Source organism: Bacillus sp. ME78, assembly GCF_903970865.1.
In the GTDB taxonomy this organism is placed as follows: Bacteria; Bacillota; Bacilli; order Bacillales; family Bacillaceae_G; genus Bacillus_A; species Bacillus_A cereus.
In genome coordinates this window covers 100,891-121,981 of record NZ_CAJCKK010000013.1, presented here as the reverse complement: position 1 = coordinate 121,981, position 21,091 = coordinate 100,891, and the positions used below count along the sequence as shown (strand labels likewise).

Here is a 21,091-nt window from a genome sequence, read left to right as displayed (position 1 = left end):
CCTATTGTTGTATACAGACAGAGTCGGTTTCACAAAATAGATTTTTGGATTTACCCATTTATTAAGATTTAATTTTATGCCAAGAATAAAAGATCTATCGGATTCAAAATCATTTACAATAGATAGAGCAATATACTCTCCCTTTAGAAAAAGGAAACAATTCCGCCTTAAATTGACTTTGTATAATCTTAACTTGATAGCAATGTCGCGCTAGCCAAAATACAAATATCTTCTTCAAAAAAAGAAAAGCGGTAACTAATGTATGACTGTGACCTAGTTTTACCTAACTTGGATTAAACCCCCTTGTTGTAGATTTTTATGGTATTATTAATAAATTCGGTACATGAAATTATTAATAATACCATAAAAAAAGCTCCCCTGAAAGGAGCTCCTTACATTACAAAACACTTAAGAAATCCTTCTGATAACAGCTCTACTTAAGATTTAGAGTATGGTTATAACTCATCCCTCCCTGTTTGTTACGATAAATCATTGGTCAAAGACTAATCTTTTTCTTTTTATTATTTCAAGCTCTTTAGATTTTTTCTTTTTGTGAAATTTACCTCTATACAAATTAACTAGATAACAAAACGTAAAATAACAATGCAGTTGCCTCTTGTCGTTTCATACTTTGTTTTGATAGATAATCTGCTGATCCATCTTCATTATATATAACCTCAGGCCCTACTAAGCGATGACCTACAATGTTTTTCACGGATTCTATTGCCCAATCATCAGTTTCTCCCTTTAAAGTTGCATCTGCAGATGGCGCTCCTAACATTTTTAAATACTGCCAGGTAATCCATGCTGCTTCTTGTCTAGTAATTGCACGATCTGGATGGAATTGTTCCCCTTCTTTTTCATATAAAATACCAATTTCATATAACTTTTGAATATGTGGTGCATAAGGATGATTTTTCACATCAGAAAACACTGGTTCTTTTTTTGAAGGTGGCGTAAAGTAAGCAATTTGAGATAACCAATATGCAAATTCTGCTCGTGTAAGAGAAGATTCTGGAGTAAAATTCCCCTCCTTATTTGCTTGTAATACCTCGTATTGATGTAAAGGATTTATAAACTTAGCATATGGATGATTTTCATCTACGTCTTTAAATCTCTCAGGCTCACTTAACTTCACTGCTGAGCTGCCAGAGTTCCAATGTATCATTTCTTTTACGGTACCATCTTTGTGAAGTTTAAATGCCATATAATTCCCTTTTTCATCTTCAAATAGTAAAGGGTCTATTTGTTTTAGCTCCTGTTTACCATATACTTTATCACTTACATATAACTTCCCTTCACTTATGTTTACATGTGACATTAGGTTTTTTAATCTCAAATCTCGGTAAACCCCTTCAAATTTCTTTAATTCTTCTTCATTAGGGTTTAAATATTCAGGCTTTGTTTTATCTGGGAAATATTGATTCATAAAATCATCAAATACTTCAACAGGTAGTGCTGAACTATCTTTATTTGTAACAACAAAAACTCCAATTTTATGCTCTGGAATTAACCACATTAAAGATGAAAAACCTGGTATATTTCCACCTTTACCAAACACATATTGTCCATTATGACTTTGCGGTGAAAAGAACTCAAATCCGTATGTCATATTAGGGTATTTGGGATGTAAAGCAAATTTTGTTTTTTGCATATCTTCTACAGTTTCTTTTTGTAGTATTTGGTTATTTTTAAATTTACCATCATTCAATTGAGCAATCATGAAATTGGCTACATCACTCCCTGTAGAAAACATACTCCCTTGTGGCATATCTGTTGGTCTTGTTTGATAAAATGGGATGGCATTACCTTTAGCATCATATCCTGTTGCCAACTTTTCTTTAATAAAATTAGTCATAACAAAACTACTATTATGCATTTCTAGAGGGTAAAAAATATTTTTGGCCATATATTTGTAAAAAGGTGTGTTTGTCAGATTTTGAACAATATACCCTTGAAGCATAGAGGCAAAATTATCATATGTATATGTATCTCCGGGCTTTCTCACTACAGTGGGCATATTATCTTCTACATAATCTTTAAGCATTGTATAATCATTTTCTTGATAATGGATGTCCTCGGGTCTAGGATCTACGTAATCAAACCCTGTTGTATGGGTAAGTAAGTGTTCCATTGTAACTGGTTCACCCATGTTATTTTGGTACTTTAATCCCCCCATATAATTTACTATATCTTTATTTAAATCAATTTTTCCTTGTTCAACTAACTGCATGACAGCACTTGCAGTAAAAACTTTTGATATTGATGCTAATTGAAAAACTGTTTTTTTAGGATCGATGGGAGTATTCTTTTCTTTATCAGAAAATCCGAATCCCTTTTGAAATAGAATTTGATTATCCTTTACAACGACAAGAGCTACACCAGCTGCATTTTCTTTTTTCATTTTCTCTGGAATCACTTTATTGGTGAATGCTTCTACATCTTTAGGATTTAATGTTATAGATGCAACAGTTTCGGCTTTTGAATAATTGCTCCCCAGAAAAAATAACAAAAAACAAACACTTACAGCTATTAACCTTTGAAAATAAATTTTCATTCTTTTATTCCTATTACCCAAATTAATTCCCCCTTTAATACTAGACTTATTGATTAATCAGCCACCGGCCGATCAACCATATTCTACCATTACATGGTTATTTTTTCTAATTTTTCTTCTATTCCGTTATTTGTTAACTGTTCGTCTGAGGAATTAGTCTATATATAATTAGTTCTTAGTTATAGAAAATGATTTAGCATACAAAAATACTAGAAAGTCTTTAATATAGACTTTTGTCGGCAAGTTTTTCCTAACATCCTATATACTGAAAACACCCATCCTTTACCATTGATAAAATTGGATGGGTGTTTTGTAACGCTTTAATTCTTACTGGGTATTAAGATATCTAAATGGACCAATTATTACAGTTAAAACATCGTTCAAAGGCTTACTCTCCTTGAACTCCATCCACTTTCACTTCATTTAGAAATGAGGGATTCCTAAGTAAAGATTCTTTCAAACTCTAATTGATTAGGCTATCCCCGCATCCCTTGCGGTTTGAAGCCTTATCGCTTCATTCTTTAAAATAAAAAAATGTGAAACTTTATATCATTATGTAAGACATTTAATATCAAATATATTACATTCACTATGAAATTAGTTTATTTATAGGATTTCTATAGATAAACAAGGTACTAAATTGACTCTTAAGAAGTCATAACATTATATTCGTCTAAAAATTGAAAAAATATGTGTAGATATATATCATCTTAAATACATATATAATTAATTTTAATTCTCTGACATAATTCCACATCATTCTTAAAACCGTTTTTTGTGCATTATGAAATAAAATATTACACAATGTCAGTCTTTAAAAGATTATATATCAAAACTTTTAGAGAGGAAGAAAAACTATGAAGATGAAAAGAAAAATCATTATGACAACAGCACTTGCAGCTACGTTAGCTACAGGTGCACTACCTACTACCTCGGTGTTTGCTGCAGAAAAGGAGGCTCCTATTCAACAAAAAGAGGCACAATTGAGTATTCAACCTTTTGCACAAAACAATTTGGAAACAGCCGTTCAAGCTGCCTTAAATGGTCCAGAAGTCAAAAAAATTAAAGTATTTGAACATGAATTTAATGTAAAAGAAATAGAAGTAGTAAATCTAGGTGCAGGAAAAAAATATGTTAAGGGACAAATCTCTCATCATTTAAGTTTTCGTCCAGATGATCAATTTTATTATGAGTTTACAGTACAAGATGGAAAGGTACTAGATAAACCTGTATTTAATATTGATAGAGGTGGTTGGACACCATTTGCTGCTCCACTTTTATCAATTCTTGCTGCGTATAATGGAATTCCAGTTAATCCAAATGATTTAAATGCACTTGGTCAGCAGATTGGTAAAGTTATAGATGGAAGCTGGGAACATGCAGCCCAATCAATTGCAACTGTAGTTAGTCTCAGTTTTAATGAGTAGAATTTTTCAATTTTTATTAGCAGTGTAGAGATCCGCTTTTTGTAATCAGCCTTGTTATAAGAGATTCTAAAACAGCTATTAATAAATTTTTACCACTCAATCACATTATCTTGACTTGTTTACCACCTTATCATTCATTATATGTCACAAAATAGAAGTCTTTTTTAGGACTTCTGTTTTGTTTGTATTCAATACGATAAACAGTTGTTTTTTGGAGGCTATACTTCGAGTTTTCAAGAATCTGTTTAGCTATTAGGGACAATTTATAATAAAAAATTATTAAAGTCTCAAATAACTTACTCCCCCTATTGTTAATTATTTTTAAATACAAAAATTTATTATCTTAAGAATGAAAAACAATAAATATAGTAAAAAATCATCTAACAATTGTTTAAAGGTCAGGAGAGAAAAAATGAACAAAATAAAAATGAGAAATTTCTTTAAAACTAGCATCCTTACTTGTATTACACTAGCAAGTTTAAGTACACCATCTACTATTTTAGCTGATAGTCATCCAGGTTACTCCTACGAATCCAATATAGGGTATCAAAATCCATCGTGGATGTCGAAAATAGAAGATTCAACAAAAATAAGTGAAATATCTATTCCAGGGACTCACGGTACGATGGCTTTACATGGAGCGAGTTTTCTTGATGAAAATTTGACAAGAAATCAAACTATGAGTTTATCCCAACAATTAAATTCCGGAATTCGATATGTAGATATGCGTGTTAAACGTGTAAAAGATTCTTTTGCAATGTATCATGGCGTTGTAAATCAAAAAGCTGTGTTTGAAGATGTATTAAAAGATACCATTCAATTTTTAAAAGATCACCCAACAGAAACAATATTAATGCGCTTAAAAGAAGAAACTACTCCTGAAAGTGGATCTCTATCATTTGAGGAGATATTTTTAAAATATAAAAACGTTAATGCTTCATATTTTTGGGATCCTAATTCCGTACCAACTTCAGATAGAAATAACCCTACTTTAGGAGATACCCGCGGGAAAATTGTAATCTTACAAAACTTTACATCCACTCAATTGTACGGGATTGATTACGAAGGTTTGAATATACAAGATAAATTTGAAATTGGAAGCGGACCAGACGAAATATATACAAAATGGATTGCGATAAAAAACCATCTACAAAATACAAATACTAATTTTAATAATGGAAAAATTTATCTCAACCATTTTAGTGGTACGGGGGGCGCAGCCGCATTTTTAAATAATGTATATCCTTGGTTTGTTGCAAGCGGAAAAGAGAGCAGAAATACTGACAGTAGTCCTAAATTGATTCAAACGAATTCCACTAATGCGTGGAGTGATTTCCCTCGCGATAGAAACGGACAAGTATACTATGGGGGGATGAATACACTTGGGACCGAACTCTTACAACAAGGCGCAATTAAACATTCTGGTATCATCGCAGCTGATTTTCCCGGCCCAGGTTTAATTGATAGTATCATTAAATTAAATGGTATACATTCAAATGAAAAGGAAATATTAATTTCACAAATATCATCTGAATCTAGTCCTTTATCAGGGCAACAAAATCGATCCAGCCAAAACTTTAAAATTGATAGTTTACCTGTAGGTACCAAAGAATTAAAATGGGTTATTGTGCCTTCAGAAAAAGATTATCCTTCTACTATTTCTTTCAATGTAATGATTGATGTTTCCCTAGGAATAGATTCCACTCGTTGGAAAAATATTTCACATGAATCTAGGACTGAAGCTTACACAAATACTAAATATTATATTGCAAGTCCAATTGGTGCCACTAGCAAATTCACAGTGAAAATATACGCTATTACAAATTAGAAAAAAAGAATCCCAATGGAATTCCATTGGGATTCTTTTTTAATTTCATTTCGTAAACATTAGGATGGCGTTTAAATTTTATCCCGCATTAACGGGCGCCCGTAAAAGCCCGATTGGTGAGGGATGATAATCAGTGGGGGATGAACAAAACCTTCACTGATTAAAGTTTCACTTTATTAACATATCATTTAATCCATTAGATAATTATATTTGAAACAGCCCTTAATTTTTAAAGAGCAATCCAAAATTGTTAACTACCTTTTTCAGCTTATCATTTATTCAAAACTGGCTTCCAAAGCGATAAAGCAAAAATCCAATTTGAGTCGCCATTTCCTTGATGATTTTGAACTGCTTCATACACTTTCCCCTCATGTACTACTCTATCACCTTTAGTATATGCTTTTCTTGCATCCCATTTTTCATATACGGAATCCTCTGACTTTGTTGTTACATTCAAAACATCACTTCTACTAGATTCATTTCCAGCTAAATCAACCGCCGTCACTACATATTTATACGATGTATTAGCCTTCAAATCTTTATCCATAAAGGATGTATTAGCCGCGGTCCCAATTTTATTCATAACCCCAGCGCTTTCTCTATATACAATATAATGGTCAACACCTACATTATCTTCTGACGGACTCCACATCAAATCAACAGTTGTCGCTGTTGTACCCATACTATGTAATCCTTTTGGTTGACTTGGAGCCTCTATATCTGGGATTGCATGTGTTGTCTTAACCTTTAGTTTTTCGCTTTCTTTTGATATATTTCCAGCAGAGTCTAATGCCTTTATTGTATAGGTATATTCCGTATCTGCTTTTAGTTTTTTATCAATAAAAGTTGTACCTGGTACCGTATCAATTACTTCTCCATTACGTAACACTTGATATTCTTTTACACCTATATTATCAGTAGAAGCCTTCCATGTTATTTCAACACTATTGGCAGAAACTTTAGAGGCATTTAATTCAGTTGGTTGACTTGGAGCTACTGTATCAGGAGTTTCATTATTTACTAAATTTACATCAATTACATTATAAAACGCATTTGACGTATCTGCTACATCCCATACAGCTAAAATAACATGATAACCATTACGATCAGTTGGTACATTAATTGTATGTGTTAAATTATTTGATGCAGCCGAACCGTCATGTTTCACAGTTCCGATTGGTTCTAATTCAGCACGTGTTAATGGTTTGTTAGGGTCCCACCCCTTTTTTGTAATGTAATAATGCCATTTACTTGTAGAATGTGGCGCTGTATATTTCCATGTAAATGTATTTACTCCACCTTTAATTGTGTTTTTGAACCAACGATTTGATGTTTGTTGGTCAAGAATACCCCCAAACAATCCTCCTGCCGAAGCAATTTTCCCATCAATCGGTCCACTATCTGGAAATCCTTTAGGTGCTTCTAGACTTTGAGGTTCGTACATTACATTTCCACAATTTAAATTTAATGCCCCATAATTCTGACTACATAAAGCAGCACGACTACTCGGCTTTTCAACAAACCCGTGTGCATACGCACTTTGAGGAGTCATTGTGATTGCTGTCATGCCTGCAGCCAAAACACAAGCACCAATCCCCTTTTTACTTGTTCTTAATCTTTCCAATTTAGATGTTAATTTCAATTTCATTTTTGTCCCCCCAATATATTGCTTTCGCTAATATAATAGCAATATAGGGATAAACGAACAAATCGTCAATTAATATATTAATATCTCTCATAAATTGGTACATTTATTATTATTTTTAATCTCCTATAAAAATAAAGTAAATACAATTAAGCAATTTTGTAACATTATGTATTAAAAGAAGAATAAAAACTCCATTTAATTTCACAAAAAATTCAAATATTAAAACAAAAAAATTCCTCATGTAGGAAAAATAAATTTTTTATATTACAAAAAGCAAAAAAGTCTGGAAGAAACCGATTATATCCGTTTCTTCCAGACTTCCGCTACTTTTATAGCACTCACAAATCCTTTAACCTTAAACATATACACTTGAGGTTAAAACACATATAATACCCCTACTAATTCAAACTAACGCTTAATTACTTATAAAATAACTTAAGGTATCTAGCTTAACTTTATTTTCTTTATTAATAGCTATTTTCTATCCTGTATCCCCTTACTTTAAACAGATTATCAAGAAATTGTTAATGTTTAAGAAAAGAGAAAAGATTTAAAATCCAATTTCAACTATCACATTCTAATAATTTATTGTGTTATTTTTATCTAATAAGGCACAGAAACAAAGGATGAACTTCAGTGTGCTTGAGAAAAGTTCTTAGGGTGAAACGTTTAAAGGGTATTTTAGTACTGAGTTTTTATTAAATGTTCCTGTACCTAATATTTAAATTAACGTATGTCAAAATATTTTACAATACGAGTGTTAAACGTTACATATTTCTATATAAAATGATACATTTCATCAGCACGCCTCCCTAATATTTATGCTAAATATAGAAAATTCAGCTCGTTAGGATTTAATTTTAGAATTCTCATAAAAGCATATGATAGATTAGGCACGTAATTGTCACAAATTAATAGTCTATCTACTTTTTAATTACCTATGAAAACTTTATTATCGCTTTATTATTTACTCCTAAACCAAAGAACATCTATACCTACAATTTCTTAAAACTCTTTTAGATAATCTTTCAAAAGATTTGATAGTTTTATATTTTATATTTTTTTATTGTACATTTTTGCATTTGATGTTAGGATTATGCCTATTAAAATTGAATCGTAACGATTCTTCTTTATAATTTCCATATTTTAATTGTTAAATAAAAATATAGATTCTGATATATATATATTCAAAATCAGACCTACAATATCTTTATTTTACAATGATTTCGTGGCATACCTTTAGAATGGAAAGATATATGCAACAACGTGTTAAGGGGTTACAGGAGGAACAAAAATGAGAGACTTTTTTGATGATAAGTACAAAAATATTGAATTAAAAAGGAGGTTAATCAATTTAATAAGTGAGATTAGCGAATTCAAAGGAAAATTAGCTGCTTATCAGGAACAAAACCCTGACATATTTAATAGTTTAGAAAAAACTATACCACTACATTACATAAAAAATTTCACAACTATTTATGAGGATATAAAAGTTCCTAATAAAAGATTAAAAGAACTTATTTTAGATGATATAGTACCTCAAAATATTTCTGAAGATGCTATTTTCTGCTATTATCAAACACTTTCTTTTGTACATAAAAACTCCTGTACTTTATTAATTAATCCAGCAACTATACAGGAATTACATTTTCAACTAATACATTATATTACCTCTGACAGTGCCAAATGGCGTGAAAAACCTTTTATTATTCCAGGAGTTCCAGAACATGGAATGCACTTGAATAGTTACCGCATTCTTCCGCATGAACTTATCCCACGGTTTATGGAGCAATTATGTGATCAATACAACTCATTAAATACTAGTAAGGGGCTTCATTCACTTTTATTAATAGCTCGTTTTATATTAAATTTTTATTGCATAGTCCCTTTCAATCAAGGTAATAACAGGTTGGCATTTATGTTAATGCAATTGCTGTTAATTAGGAGTGGACACACATTTGTAAAATATGTATGTTTGGATAAATATATTAAGAAACATGAATCTGATTATTACAATTCGATTTATAAATCTTCGGTGAATTGGTACTGCGAGGAACATAATAATAGCTTTTGGTTAAAAACGTTTTTAACAATTATATTAGAGGCTTATAAAGATCTTCATAACACAGTTCTAGATTCTATATGTAAACATACTAAAGTTGAGAGAATTCAGAATTTTATACTTAAACAAAAACAACCCTTTACTAAGGAAAGTATTCGTAACACTTATCCAGACATTGCAGAGAGCACAATCAGTAAGGCTTTAAATTCCTTGCAACTGTTTGGCCATATTAAGCTAGTTACAAAAGGAAGAAACGCAAAGTGGATTAAAATTTGACCATACTTTCAAGATACCTGAGGTTCACAAATTCAATAATAACTTTATCATTGAATTTCATTTTCCTTTTAAGCTATTATTACTTTTTTAGTTATTTCTAATTCCAACAAAACAGTTTATAGGAAAAGGTCCGCTTCCCTCCGCCTTTTCCTATAATAAAATGAAATATAAACATAGAATAATTGTCGAAAAAAGTCGCATTTTAATATTTTTTCTTTATTTTCTGGTTGTAAACGTTTCACTTTCATGTTACCATCTTAATCAAACAATAGATGGTAATAAAAATGAAAGTATTTCTTTCCCTTAGAAACATATAAACGTACGGTAATATCAAGAAAATAAGGCCAAAGAAATATTTGATACCTACCAAAATAATGAATAGGAATTTTGTTGCGCTGTTTTTTCTGATAATTAAGAAAATGCATTTTGTCCCTAAACAAAATTTGTTGGTGCGCAAAATTCAAATACACTAGAACATCCAAATAAATGAAATATCCTTTTTCATTGAGTATTAAGGTATGAAAAAAGAATTCTTCCTACAAAATTTAGCTGATTAACATAAAGACATCTAAATTACTACCTTTATCGCCATCTATTGTTGACAACATATTTACCAAATAAAAAGAACCTATCGAGGGTTCTTTTTATTATAATCATTCAAATTTCAATTCTATCTTAATACTTACATTTCCACACAAATTACATCTACTTTTTGCTCTCAATTATTGAATTAATAATATAGCACATCAAATTTATTAATTCTCATCTTAAATTAGTGAATAAAATTCAATCATATAAAAATAATAAATACAACTAATCGTTATATATTAAAGAGGTGTCAATTTTGTCCTTAAATGAAGAGACCTTAGAAACTAAGACAGATAAAACCATTGAAAAGATCCAAACAAGTAACTTAAAACAACTTAAAAATACACTAGATAATATCTTTGATATTAGTGCAGATTTAATTGAACATCCTTTGCAATTAAAAACAAACACGAATATTTTACTATATTATTTTGAAGGCCTTACAGATGGTGTTGCATTAAAAACCAATGTTGTTACACCATTATTACAAGAAGTAAATGAAGACAGTCAAATATTTAATTCTAATATTATTGCTACTCATACCAAAATAGTATATACATGGAATGAAATTAAAGAAGGATTACTTGAGGGGCAATGTGTACTGTTTATGGAGAAAGAAAAGCGGTCACTTCTAATAAATACAAAAGGCTGGGCAGAGAGAGCAATTCAAGAGCCAATTTCAGAAGTTACTATTAAAGGATCCCATGATGGATTTATTGAAAATGCCACAAAAAATATAGGTCTTATCCGTCGATATATTCCTTCTACAGAGTTAAAAATCAAAAAGCTGACGATTGGAGAACGAGCCACTTCTTTAGTCTATTTAATTTACTTAGGTGATGTAGCAAACGCAGATGTAGTCCAAGAAATTGAAACTAGAATCTGTAAAATCAAAACAGATGCGGTATTAAGTATTGGAGAGCTATCTAATTATACAAAAGATCAAAATTGGACTCCTTTTCCACAGGCTTATTTAAGCGAGCGCCCAGACGCCATTTCAAATCATATACTTGATGGGAAAGTAGCAGTATTAATGGATAGATCCCCTGGTGCAATGGTTGTTCCTATGAATTTGATTGGATTTTTTCAAACCCCAGATGACTATAATATTCATTGGCTCATCGCATCATTTTTTCGCTTATTACGATTTGCAGGATTTATTATAGCTATTTTTTTACCCGCATTTTATATTGCTATAGTCTCTTTTCACTTTGAAATTATTCCTATAGACTTATACACTTCTATTGCAACATCAAGAGTCAAAGTCCCTTTCTCCCCCTTATTGGAAGCTTTTATAATGGAAATTACACTAGAAATGCTACGTGAAGCTGGCATTCGCTTACCACAACCAATTGGACAAACTATTGGAATCGTTGGAGGGATTGTAATTGGACAGGCGGCTGTTCAAGCTGGTCTTGTTAGTAACGTTATGGTTATTATTGTATCTATTACAGCCATTGCTTCATTTATTGTTTCTAATTATGATTTATCAAGTTCTATACGCCTTATCCGTTTTCCAATGATGTTATTGGCTTACTTTTATGGGATTGTAGGTATTGTTAGTGGATTAATGCTCTTATTTGCTCATTTTGTTTCACTAACTTCCTATGGTTCACCATACGGAATGCCAATCGCACCATTTCGTCTCCAAGAGTTAAAAGATTCTTTTGTAAGATTTCCTATTTCGATGATTACCACCCGCTCGAGTACAGGACAGCCGAAACAAAGAAAGAAAAAAGAAGGTGGTTAACATGGGGAATCTTAAGTTCCAAAAAGTAACTTTATTCGAATTTATTATTTTCATTCATTCGCTGCAACTCGCATCTGGTATGTTAATTATGCCAAGCCCACTTGCTACTACTGCTGGTACAGATGGCTGGATTTCGATCATTCTCGGATGGATAGTTACTTCTATAATCGGTGTATTTATTATATTAATGTTACAAAAAAATCCTAACAAAAATTTCTCACAAATCTTAAAAACATACTTTGGTAAATGGATAGGGACAATTCTTTTTCTTGCATATGCCTTTTATCTATTTTTTGCTGGATTTAATACTTTATTAAAGGCAACTGATATTGTAAAAGTGTGGATATTCCCTTCCACTCCTGCTTATCAAATCACCATATTATTACTATTACCTTTTATTATTTTAGCCCTGAGTGGGTTAAGGGCTCTTACTAGTTATTCTATGCTTGTTTTCTTCTTCACTACTTGGATGCCGCTATTTCTTCTTTTTTCACTAAAGACTAACTACAATCCTTTACACCTACTACCTATATTTAAAGAAGGATTATACCCTATTGTAAAGGCAACAAAAGAAACCATTACTCCTTATGCTGGCCTAGAAATTGCATATTATATATACCCATTCTTACAAAAAAAACAAAAAGCCATAAAAGGACTACTAATAGCGAATACTGGAACCATGTTTTTCTATCTATATGTTACTATCCTTTCTTATATATACTTTAGTCCAGAGGGGATAAAAGACGTAATCTGGCCAGTATTTCATCTGTTAAAAGGGGTTCGTTTTTCTTTCATGGAACGATTAGAAATTATATATATCGCTTACTATTTAATTGTATTTTCCACTACAATATATCCGTATTTATTTTTCAGTTTTGAATCTGTGACCATTTCACTTCAAAAAAACGCCCGCAATTGGGCGCTACTTGCTTTTATGTTACTTATAGTTGGCCTATTTATTTTCCTAAATCCCGATGTGGATCAATATTTGTTTATATATTCTCTTATGGATATCTTAAATGTCGTTTTCTTTATTCTATTACCAATCTTATTTTTCGCTTACAGTATTCTTTTTACTTGGATTACTAGGAGGAAACAACTTTGATTCGAAAATGGATATGGATTGTAATTTGTTGTGTATATATAATTGGTTGTAGTCAGAGAATTCCTCTTGAGAAGGTTTCATTAATCCTGTTAATTGGCTTGGATAGAACCCCTAATGGAGACATAAAAGTTGGAACAAGCATACCACTCTTTCATCATAAACAACCAAAAAGTACTATAGAACATTGGACACAAGCATCAACTGTATATACTGGATTCAGTAAGATAGATACGAAGTTAACAGGCTTTATGACAGCTTCCAAAGCTGAAATCATTTTAATTGGGAAAAAATTAGCGCAAGAAGCAAATTGGTTGCAGGAGCTTGATTCTTCTTACCGTGATCCTTACGCTACCATTAATGCTAAAGTAGTACTTGTAGATGGACCTGCAGAAGAAGTTTTTAAAATTCATAAGCCTAGTAAACCATCACTTTCATCTTATATAAATGGTGTAATCGAATCGTCAATTCAAAATAACCAATCCGTCTCTTCTACAATTCAACAATTAATGCGAGAACAAAATGAAGAAGGAATGACGCAAACTGTTCCAATTATCAAAAAAACAAAGAATGAAATCGACACAGTTGGAATTGCATTTTTAAATCAAAAAGGGAAATATTTAACTCATATCCCTAAAAAAGATGTTAAATTTTTCAATCTTATAAATAAGCAAAAAAGTAACGGGCGAATGATATTACACCTTGCACTTCCTCCTAAAAATTCCAACAAAAAAACAAATACTTCTATCTTCGTACAGAACGCGACAAGGAAGGTAGTTGTTAATTTTCAAAACGGAAAGTTTGTATTTAATCTCGATATATATGCTAATGTAGCTTTAATAGAAAAAACCAATGCGAATTCAATTAAGGGACACTATGATAATAAAAAAAATATAAATAATTTAAAAAGTGCTATTCAAAAAGAAATTAATAATAATTTACAAAATATGTTGTATGAAATACAGCAGAATAAAATTGATCCAATCGGATTATCCCTATATGCTAGAGCATTTCAATATAAAGAGTGGAAAAAAGTAAAGGGAGATTGGTTGCAAGCGTTAGCAGAGGCTAAAATAAATGTAAAGACACACGTCAAAATAAAAGATACTGGGACCATTAGAAATTAGACTAGTCTATTCTTCTGCTTAAAATTATTTCTAAGTGGAATTTTTCATCTTCTATAATTATGATGTAAAAGATAATAACTCAAAGAAAAATCTACTGGTTAAATGCTAACCAATAGATTTTTTTATCTAAGGATTCTTTTAAAGGTACAACAATTTTACTGTAGTAATCAAGGACTGGTTTCTAATTTTAATTACTGGAGAGTATAATCCCTACCAGCTTTCATCCCAATAGCAACTCAATGATATAACATTAAAGATATAATCCCTTAACTTAGGGATTTTGACTTTTCAAATTTATACCAATGTCTTAGTTCTATGTACTTTGATATATATGTCCACATCAATATGTTATTGCATCATATACTGAATAGATAATTTAAATTACTTTTAAAAAGGATGATGAGGATGAACCTAGATGATATACAAAAATCCTATAGCGTAATTGTAAGTTTAGGAGGATTGTGTCAAGTCACTAACCAAATCAAAAGGCACCATTTAAGAACATTTTCTGGACCTTTAGATTGGTTTTATTATCCATCACTTTCAGATGTAAACAGATTACTTCAAAGTCGGTTTGAAAAATTTATGAAGTTGGAAAATATGGTCATAGAAGGTTCAGAAAGTTACGGTCTTATTGAATCAGAATTTGATAATCAAACTAAATGGGCAGAACGAATTACCTATTGTATAAAGGACACTTATTATAATTGTTTTTCAATGCATGACTTTCCTATTGACTCAGAAAAGGATTGGAAATCAACTTATCCTTCTTTTAAAGCTAAATTAGACACTAGAATTAATCGATTCCTTGAAAAAATAAATAGTAGTGAATCGATTTTATTCATTAGGATTTGGGGAAATCGAGATGAAGCGATTGAATTGAAAAACGTATTATCCAAAATTACAAATAAAGATTTTAATATTCTTATTGTCAATTTTAAGGAGGATATATCTAATATCGTTGAGCAAAATTGGGGAATATCAAGGGTTTGTTCAATTGAACTCCCACGTTATCAGGATAGATGGGAAGGTGATGATTCCGATTGGGATTATATTTTAAATAAAATAACATTAACTTAATACTTTTCTTCTTACTTTTAACATAATTTTTCCATTAAATTAAAATAGGTGTAGAGAAATAAAATTGCCAACTAATTGATACACACTTAATTAATAAACCGTTCATATAATAATTCATAAGTCCTTCTTTATTGAATAAATGGTTCTTTACAAAATTGATTCCATCACTAGAGCACCTTTATACGGTGCTCTTTTTTAAATTTGTAAAATCTACCATTCAATATTTGTTCACTTTTCCTTTAAATAGTTAATTTCCTTCTTAGATTTTTCATTATAAGCTTCTTCAATTCCCTTGATTCCCCTCCCCTTCTTTTATCTTATAAACAAGCAATTTCTTTCATTAGTATTAAATAAAAGAAAGCATTGATTTTAAAATAACCTAATTTACATAAGATTGAGAATAAACTACAGTGCGTATTCTTTACGTTTAATCAGCATTTGAATTATAAATCTAACATATATTTTTTAGTTGATTGTCATTATGGTACAACCGTGTATACATTTATCAAACAAACTACATAGTTTAAATTAGTAAAATATATAGAGAGGAAGGAAATAAATCTATGAAAGTCATAATTTTGTGTGGCGGAAAAGGGCTTCGGATGCAAGGAATTTTAGAGGACATTCCCAAACCATTAGTTCGAGTTCAAGGAAAGCCTCTCCTCTTGCATATAATGAATTGGTATAGAAAATATGGACATTCTGATTTCATTTTGCCCTTAGGATATAAAGGTGAGAAAATTAAAGAATATTTTATGGACTTTAGCTGGAAAGAGAATGACTTTAGTTTGAATTTTAAAACCAGTCAATATACGCTACTTCAGGAATTAGAAAATTGGAATATACACTTTATAGATACAGGAATTGATACAATGACCGGGGCAAGACTAAAAAAACTTGAATCCTTTGTACAGGGTGAAACCTTTTTATTAACTTATGGTGACGGATTAGCCAATATAGATATTGATCAACTAGTAGCATTCCATAAAGAAAAAGGAAAAATTGCTACATTAACTGGAATTAAAAAAAATAGTCAATACGGCCTATTGGCGGTCGAAGATGGAATTGCTATTGATTTTAAAGAAAAACCATTACTCGATGAAGTAATTAATGGCGGGTTTTTTGTATTTAACAAAGAAATATTCGATTATTTAAGTAATAATGATGATTGTGTTCTAGAAGAAGATCCTCTTCGAAATTTAATAAAAGACAATGAGCTCGCAGTCTATGAACACAATGACTTTTGGGCTAGTGTCGATACACCTAAAGATTTAAAAACTGTAAATGAAAGTTGGAATCCAAATAAATTTTAGTGGAGAGGACTGAATAAGCATTGAACTCTAATGATAAAAAAATAAGTTTACCTCGATTGTATATCCCCTCTAATGAGAAAATAGTTAACCCACTTTCAACAGGAATTAAAGCTTCAAATCTCTCCAAAAAAAATACTCAAAAAAGACATCCCCAATTCTATAATCAACAACATGATCTAAATAATCATTTCTGCGTCATTGTAGGTAGTGAGTATGTCTTGAAAATTATTGCTTTACAGCAATCACTAATGCAGTACTCAGAAAAATTCACATTGTGGATTTGTTGTATAGATCCTTTTGCATATTCACTATTAAAAGAAATGAGTTTAATTAATGTAAACCTTTTACAAGTTGAAGAATTAGAAGATCGTGAACTAAAAGCAATTAAGAGAAAAAGAAAAGTAAATGAATATTGTTGGACTTTAAAATCTGTCTTGATAGAATATTTATTGGTCAATTATGATTTACCATCTATTCTATATTGTGATGGTGATTTATGCTTTTTCTCTGACCCTAATATTATTTTTGAGGAATGGGGTGACCATTCTATTTTCCTAACCCCCCAAAGAGATCGTGATTGGGTAGAAAAAATGTATGGAAAATATCAGGCCGGTCTAATTGGATTTAAGAATGATCTCTATGGACTAAAAAGTGTAAGATGGTGGAAAAATAAATGTATAGATTGGTGCAGTGCCGAGGCTGAGGAGGGGAAATTTGGAGACCAAAAGTATTTAGATTATATCCCTATATATTTTCCAAAAGTAAAAATTTCAAATAACTTAGGTATAAATGCTGCGCCTTGGAACTGTATATATAATAACGATTATAAAATTGACAAGACTAAAAACGATGTATTTATTGAAAACGACAAACTAGTTGTTTACCATTTTGCATGTATTACTATCTTTACTGAAAATGATTTTGATCTTTGGTCTTTGGGAGAAATTTCAATACCCAATAATATATTAAACCATATTTACACTCCGTATTTAGAGAGAATTCAATTTGTTTTAAAGCAATTAAAGGATAAATTCAATAAAGATACTAAACAATTTTTAAGTAAAAAAGATATAAATAAAGCTCAAACTTTATATAAAGATTCACAATTAAGAAGAAAAATGAATCAATCCAATCATTTTATGAACTTTTCCATGATTATAAGTAAAGAACGATTAATTCAAGGATTGACCTCTTATTATTCCTTAGAAAATTTCAACGCTAAATTTACTGTATGGATCTGTTGTATGGATGATTTAACTTATCAAATATTAGAGAAATTAAAATTAAAGCACGCCATACTAATTCCAGTAAAAGAAATTGAAAATCATGAACTCCTCAGTATAAAAAATGATAGAAGTTTACAAGAATATTGTTGGACATTAAAAGCGCCCCTATGTCTACATGTCCTTAGTCTTTATCCGGAAGTTGATCACATTATATATTGTGATGCTGATATGTATTTCTTTACAGCACCTAATATCATTCTTGATGAGTGGTGGAAATACTCTGTATTCCTTTGCCCTCAAAGAAGCTCTACTGCAATTGAAAGCATACACGGTATATACCAAGCTGGTTTAGTAGGCTTCAAAAACGATCAAAATAGTAAAGAAATTTTAACATGGTGGAAAGATAAATGCCTAGAATATTGTAATAATCATTATGATGTTGAAATGAATAGATGGGGCGACCAAAAATATTTAAATCACATTCCTAACATCTTTTCTAATATAAAAATCATGACTCATAAAGGTATTGATGCAGCACCTTGGAATGTCATTTTAAATAGCAGTTCTATATCTAAAACAGATAATAAAGTTTTTATTGATCAAGATGAATTAATAGCTTTTCATTTTGGAAGTATGCAAATTATTAATCCAAACGAGTTCGATTTATGGAAACAAGAAACTTTAGAATTACCTCCAGCAGTTTTAGATTATATATACATTCCTTATATTGAACAATTGAACAAGACATGTCATACCCTTCATAATACTTTTCAAAAATCTCCCTCCTCTTTATTTGCTGACCAAATTGATACAACAACAATAAAAAATTATTTTAAATACCCCTCCCATCATCACAATTAAGACTGATACTTTCCTTATTTAAAAATAAATCTATTTATTTCAGCAACTAAAAATACATCTTAATAAAGGATAGATTATCATTATGATTGCTTCATTTAAAAATAAAACTTTCCTTATTACTGGTGGATACGGTTTTATTGGTTCTCACTTGGCACGAAGACTTTTAAATTTACAAGCAAAAATTGTTCTTTTCATAAGAACACCATCAAACTCTTGGAGACTAAAGGATATTCTAAAATATATTGAAACCTATGAAATAGATATACGAGATAAAAAACAAGTACAAGATGCAATAAAGAAAATTAATCCCGATTATATCTTTCACCTGGCAGCCTATGGTGTAAATTCTGCCCATACAGATTACATCCATGCTATAGAAACAAATGTTATAGGGACTTGTAACATTATTCAAGCAGCAAAATTGGTGAATTGTAAAAAAATCATCAATTTTGGGAGTAGTTCTGAATACGGTAACAAGATGGAACCTATTCATGAAAATATGTTACTAACTCCTGTGGATATCTATGGAAGTACCAAAGCTGCTGCTACTATACTCGCCCATCAAATTGCTAGCGAAAACAATATTAATCTTATAACATTAAGACCTTTTGGCATATTCGGAGAAGGCGAAGAGCCGCATAAAATTTTTAGCTATATAATCTTGCGAGTATTACAAAACAAAGATGTAAATTTAACTTTATGTAATCAATTAAGAGATTATTGTTATATAGAAAATGTAATAGATGCCTGTATCCTAGCAGTAGAAAATACTACTGTACAAAATGAAATCTTTAATATTGGGAGCGGCACTATTCACCCCTTGAAACATTATGTAGAATTATTATTCAAACATTTGAAAACCAATTCCAGACCAAATTACGGTGCAATTTCCTCTAGAACAAATGAAAGATGGGTTCCTGAAGCAGATGTGCAAAAAATAAAAAACTCTCTTTCCTGGGAACCTAGAATTAGTATTGAAGAAGGAATTATAAAAACTGTTAATTGGTATAAAAATAATAAACATTTATACCTAACTCCCTAAAAATAGGGTACTAAAGGAGGTGGACTAATTGTTAAACCAAAACTTTAATAATGCTTTTTACGGAAAAACAATTTTAATTACTGGACATACTGGTTTTAAAGGTTCTTGGTTATCCCTATGGTTGAATGAATTAGGTGCTACTGTAATCGGATATTCATTAGATCCTAAAAATAAAAATGATAACTTTAACATTACTAACCTTCAAAATAATATAATTGATATTCGTGGAGACATTAGAGATTTTAATAAATTAAATAAGGTTTTTACAGATTATAAACCTGAAATTGTATTCCATTTAGCTGCCCAACCTCTAGTTAAGTATTCATATGAATATCCTAGAGAAACATACGAGGTAAACGTTGTAGGAACTATGAATGTACTAGAGGCAATTCGATTACATGAATCAGCTAAAATAGGAATTATGGTGACAAGTGACAAGTGCTATGAAAATAAAGAATGGCCTTGGGGTTATCGTGAAATTGACCCTATGGGCGGCCATGACATATATAGCTCAAGTAAAGGATGCTGCGAACTTTTAATTTCTTCCTATCGTAATTCTTACTTTTCAGAAGAAAAATTTTCTCACCACAAGAAAATAATTGCAAGCGTTCGAGCTGGTAATGTAATTGGTGGTGGTGATTGGTCAATAGATAGAATTATTCCTGATTGTATACGAGCATTAGAATCAAACAAAAAGATTATTATTAGAAACCCTACTGCTATTAGACCCTGGCAACATGTACTAGAACCCTTAAGCGGGTATTTACTCCTTACAGAAAAAATTATAAATAATGGTATCCTTTATTCAGGGGCATGGAACTTCGGGCCATCCCTAAGCAATATTGTTTCAGTAGAAAAATTAGTGACCCGTTTACTAGATATTTGGGGCTGCGGGGATTGGACAGCAGAAAATATAGGTCCAATAAATTTTCATGAAGCAAATTTACTAAACCTTGACATTAGCAAAGCAAAATTCAATCTTGATTGGCAGCCAAAATGGTCCCTACAACAAACTATAGAAAATACAATAGAGTGGTATAAACGTTATAATTCTTACACCAGTTCTGAGATGATAAATCTATGTATTAGCCAAATCAAACAATATTGCATGCTTTGAACTACTCCCACATGCTCATACTTGCTGTGAGTTCCTTATGGAGTGAGTCTTCTTGGTTAAATAATAAAAGACACATTAATTTTTATA

General features: G+C 30.9%; 13 protein-coding genes. 11 read left to right on the top strand and 2 right to left on the bottom strand.

All coding sequences use genetic code 11. The annotated features are described in order from the left end of the window. Positions 1–574 precede the first annotated feature (574 nt). Positions 575–2,557, bottom strand: a complete 1,983-nt coding sequence (locus tag H6481_RS16100) for a serine hydrolase (protein WP_182812346.1) — start codon at positions 2,555–2,557, stop codon at positions 575–577. Between the two features lie 857 nt (positions 2,558–3,414). Here H6481_RS16100 and H6481_RS16095 point away from each other — a divergent pair. Both H6481_RS16095 and H6481_RS16090 read left to right on the top strand, forming a co-directional pair. Next, on the top strand, positions 3,415–3,984 hold the full coding sequence (locus tag H6481_RS16095; protein WP_063548236.1) for a hypothetical protein: 570 nt from the start codon (positions 3,415–3,417) through the stop codon (positions 3,982–3,984). Between the two features lie 412 nt (positions 3,985–4,396). Next, on the top strand, positions 4,397–5,812 hold the full coding sequence (locus tag H6481_RS16090) for a phosphatidylinositol-specific phospholipase C (protein ID WP_088019749.1): 1,416 nt from the start codon (positions 4,397–4,399) through the stop codon (positions 5,810–5,812). A gap of 271 nt (positions 5,813–6,083) precedes the next feature. Here H6481_RS16090 and H6481_RS16085 read toward each other — a convergent pair whose 3' ends face one another. Then, the gene (locus H6481_RS16085) at positions 6,084–7,460 is read right to left on the bottom strand and encodes a lytic polysaccharide monooxygenase (protein ID WP_182812329.1); all 1,377 of its coding nucleotides are present in this window, start codon (positions 7,458–7,460) and stop codon (positions 6,084–6,086) included. A gap of 1,294 nt (positions 7,461–8,754) precedes the next feature. Here H6481_RS16085 and H6481_RS16080 point away from each other — a divergent pair. The 9 genes from H6481_RS16080 (at position 8,755) to rfbG (ending at position 21,004) form a co-directional block, all read left to right on the top strand. Further along, positions 8,755–9,798, top strand: coding sequence for a Fic family protein (locus H6481_RS16080; protein ID WP_182812326.1), 1,044 nt, complete (start codon positions 8,755–8,757; stop codon positions 9,796–9,798). An 844-nt stretch (positions 9,799–10,642) separates the two neighbouring features. Further along, positions 10,643–12,136, top strand: coding sequence for a spore germination protein (locus tag H6481_RS16075; RefSeq protein WP_016080747.1), 1,494 nt, complete (start codon positions 10,643–10,645; stop codon positions 12,134–12,136). A gap of 1 nt (position 12,137) precedes the next feature. Further along, a complete protein-coding gene (locus H6481_RS16070) occupies positions 12,138–13,241 on the top strand; it encodes an endospore germination permease (protein ID WP_000527368.1) in 1,104 nt (367 codons plus the stop codon). Further along, complete coding sequence (locus H6481_RS16065; RefSeq protein WP_098277265.1) at positions 13,238–14,365, top strand: Ger(x)C family spore germination protein; 1,128 nt, start codon at positions 13,238–13,240, stop codon at positions 14,363–14,365. Before H6481_RS16070 ends, H6481_RS16065 begins: the two co-directional genes overlap by 4 nt. A 405-nt stretch (positions 14,366–14,770) precedes the next feature. Further along, positions 14,771–15,445, top strand: coding sequence for a papain-like cysteine peptidase (locus tag H6481_RS16060; RefSeq protein WP_098277264.1), 675 nt, complete (start codon positions 14,771–14,773; stop codon positions 15,443–15,445). Between the two features lie 563 nt (positions 15,446–16,008). Further along, positions 16,009–16,758, top strand: a complete 750-nt coding sequence (locus H6481_RS16055; RefSeq protein ID WP_023522663.1) for a sugar phosphate nucleotidyltransferase — start codon at positions 16,009–16,011, stop codon at positions 16,756–16,758. A 20-nt stretch (positions 16,759–16,778) separates the two neighbouring features. Beyond that, a complete protein-coding gene (locus H6481_RS16050) occupies positions 16,779–18,845 on the top strand; it encodes a hypothetical protein (RefSeq protein WP_023522664.1) in 2,067 nt (688 codons plus the stop codon). Positions 18,846–18,927: 82 nt separating this feature from the next. Beyond that, positions 18,928–19,887: an NAD(P)-dependent oxidoreductase gene (locus H6481_RS16045; RefSeq protein WP_023522665.1), complete on the top strand. Its 960-nt coding sequence runs from the start codon at positions 18,928–18,930 to the stop codon at positions 19,885–19,887. A gap of 28 nt (positions 19,888–19,915) precedes the next feature. Next, a complete protein-coding gene (rfbG, locus tag H6481_RS16040) occupies positions 19,916–21,004 on the top strand; it encodes a CDP-glucose 4,6-dehydratase (protein WP_023522666.1) in 1,089 nt (362 codons plus the stop codon). Positions 21,005–21,091 lie beyond the last annotated feature (87 nt).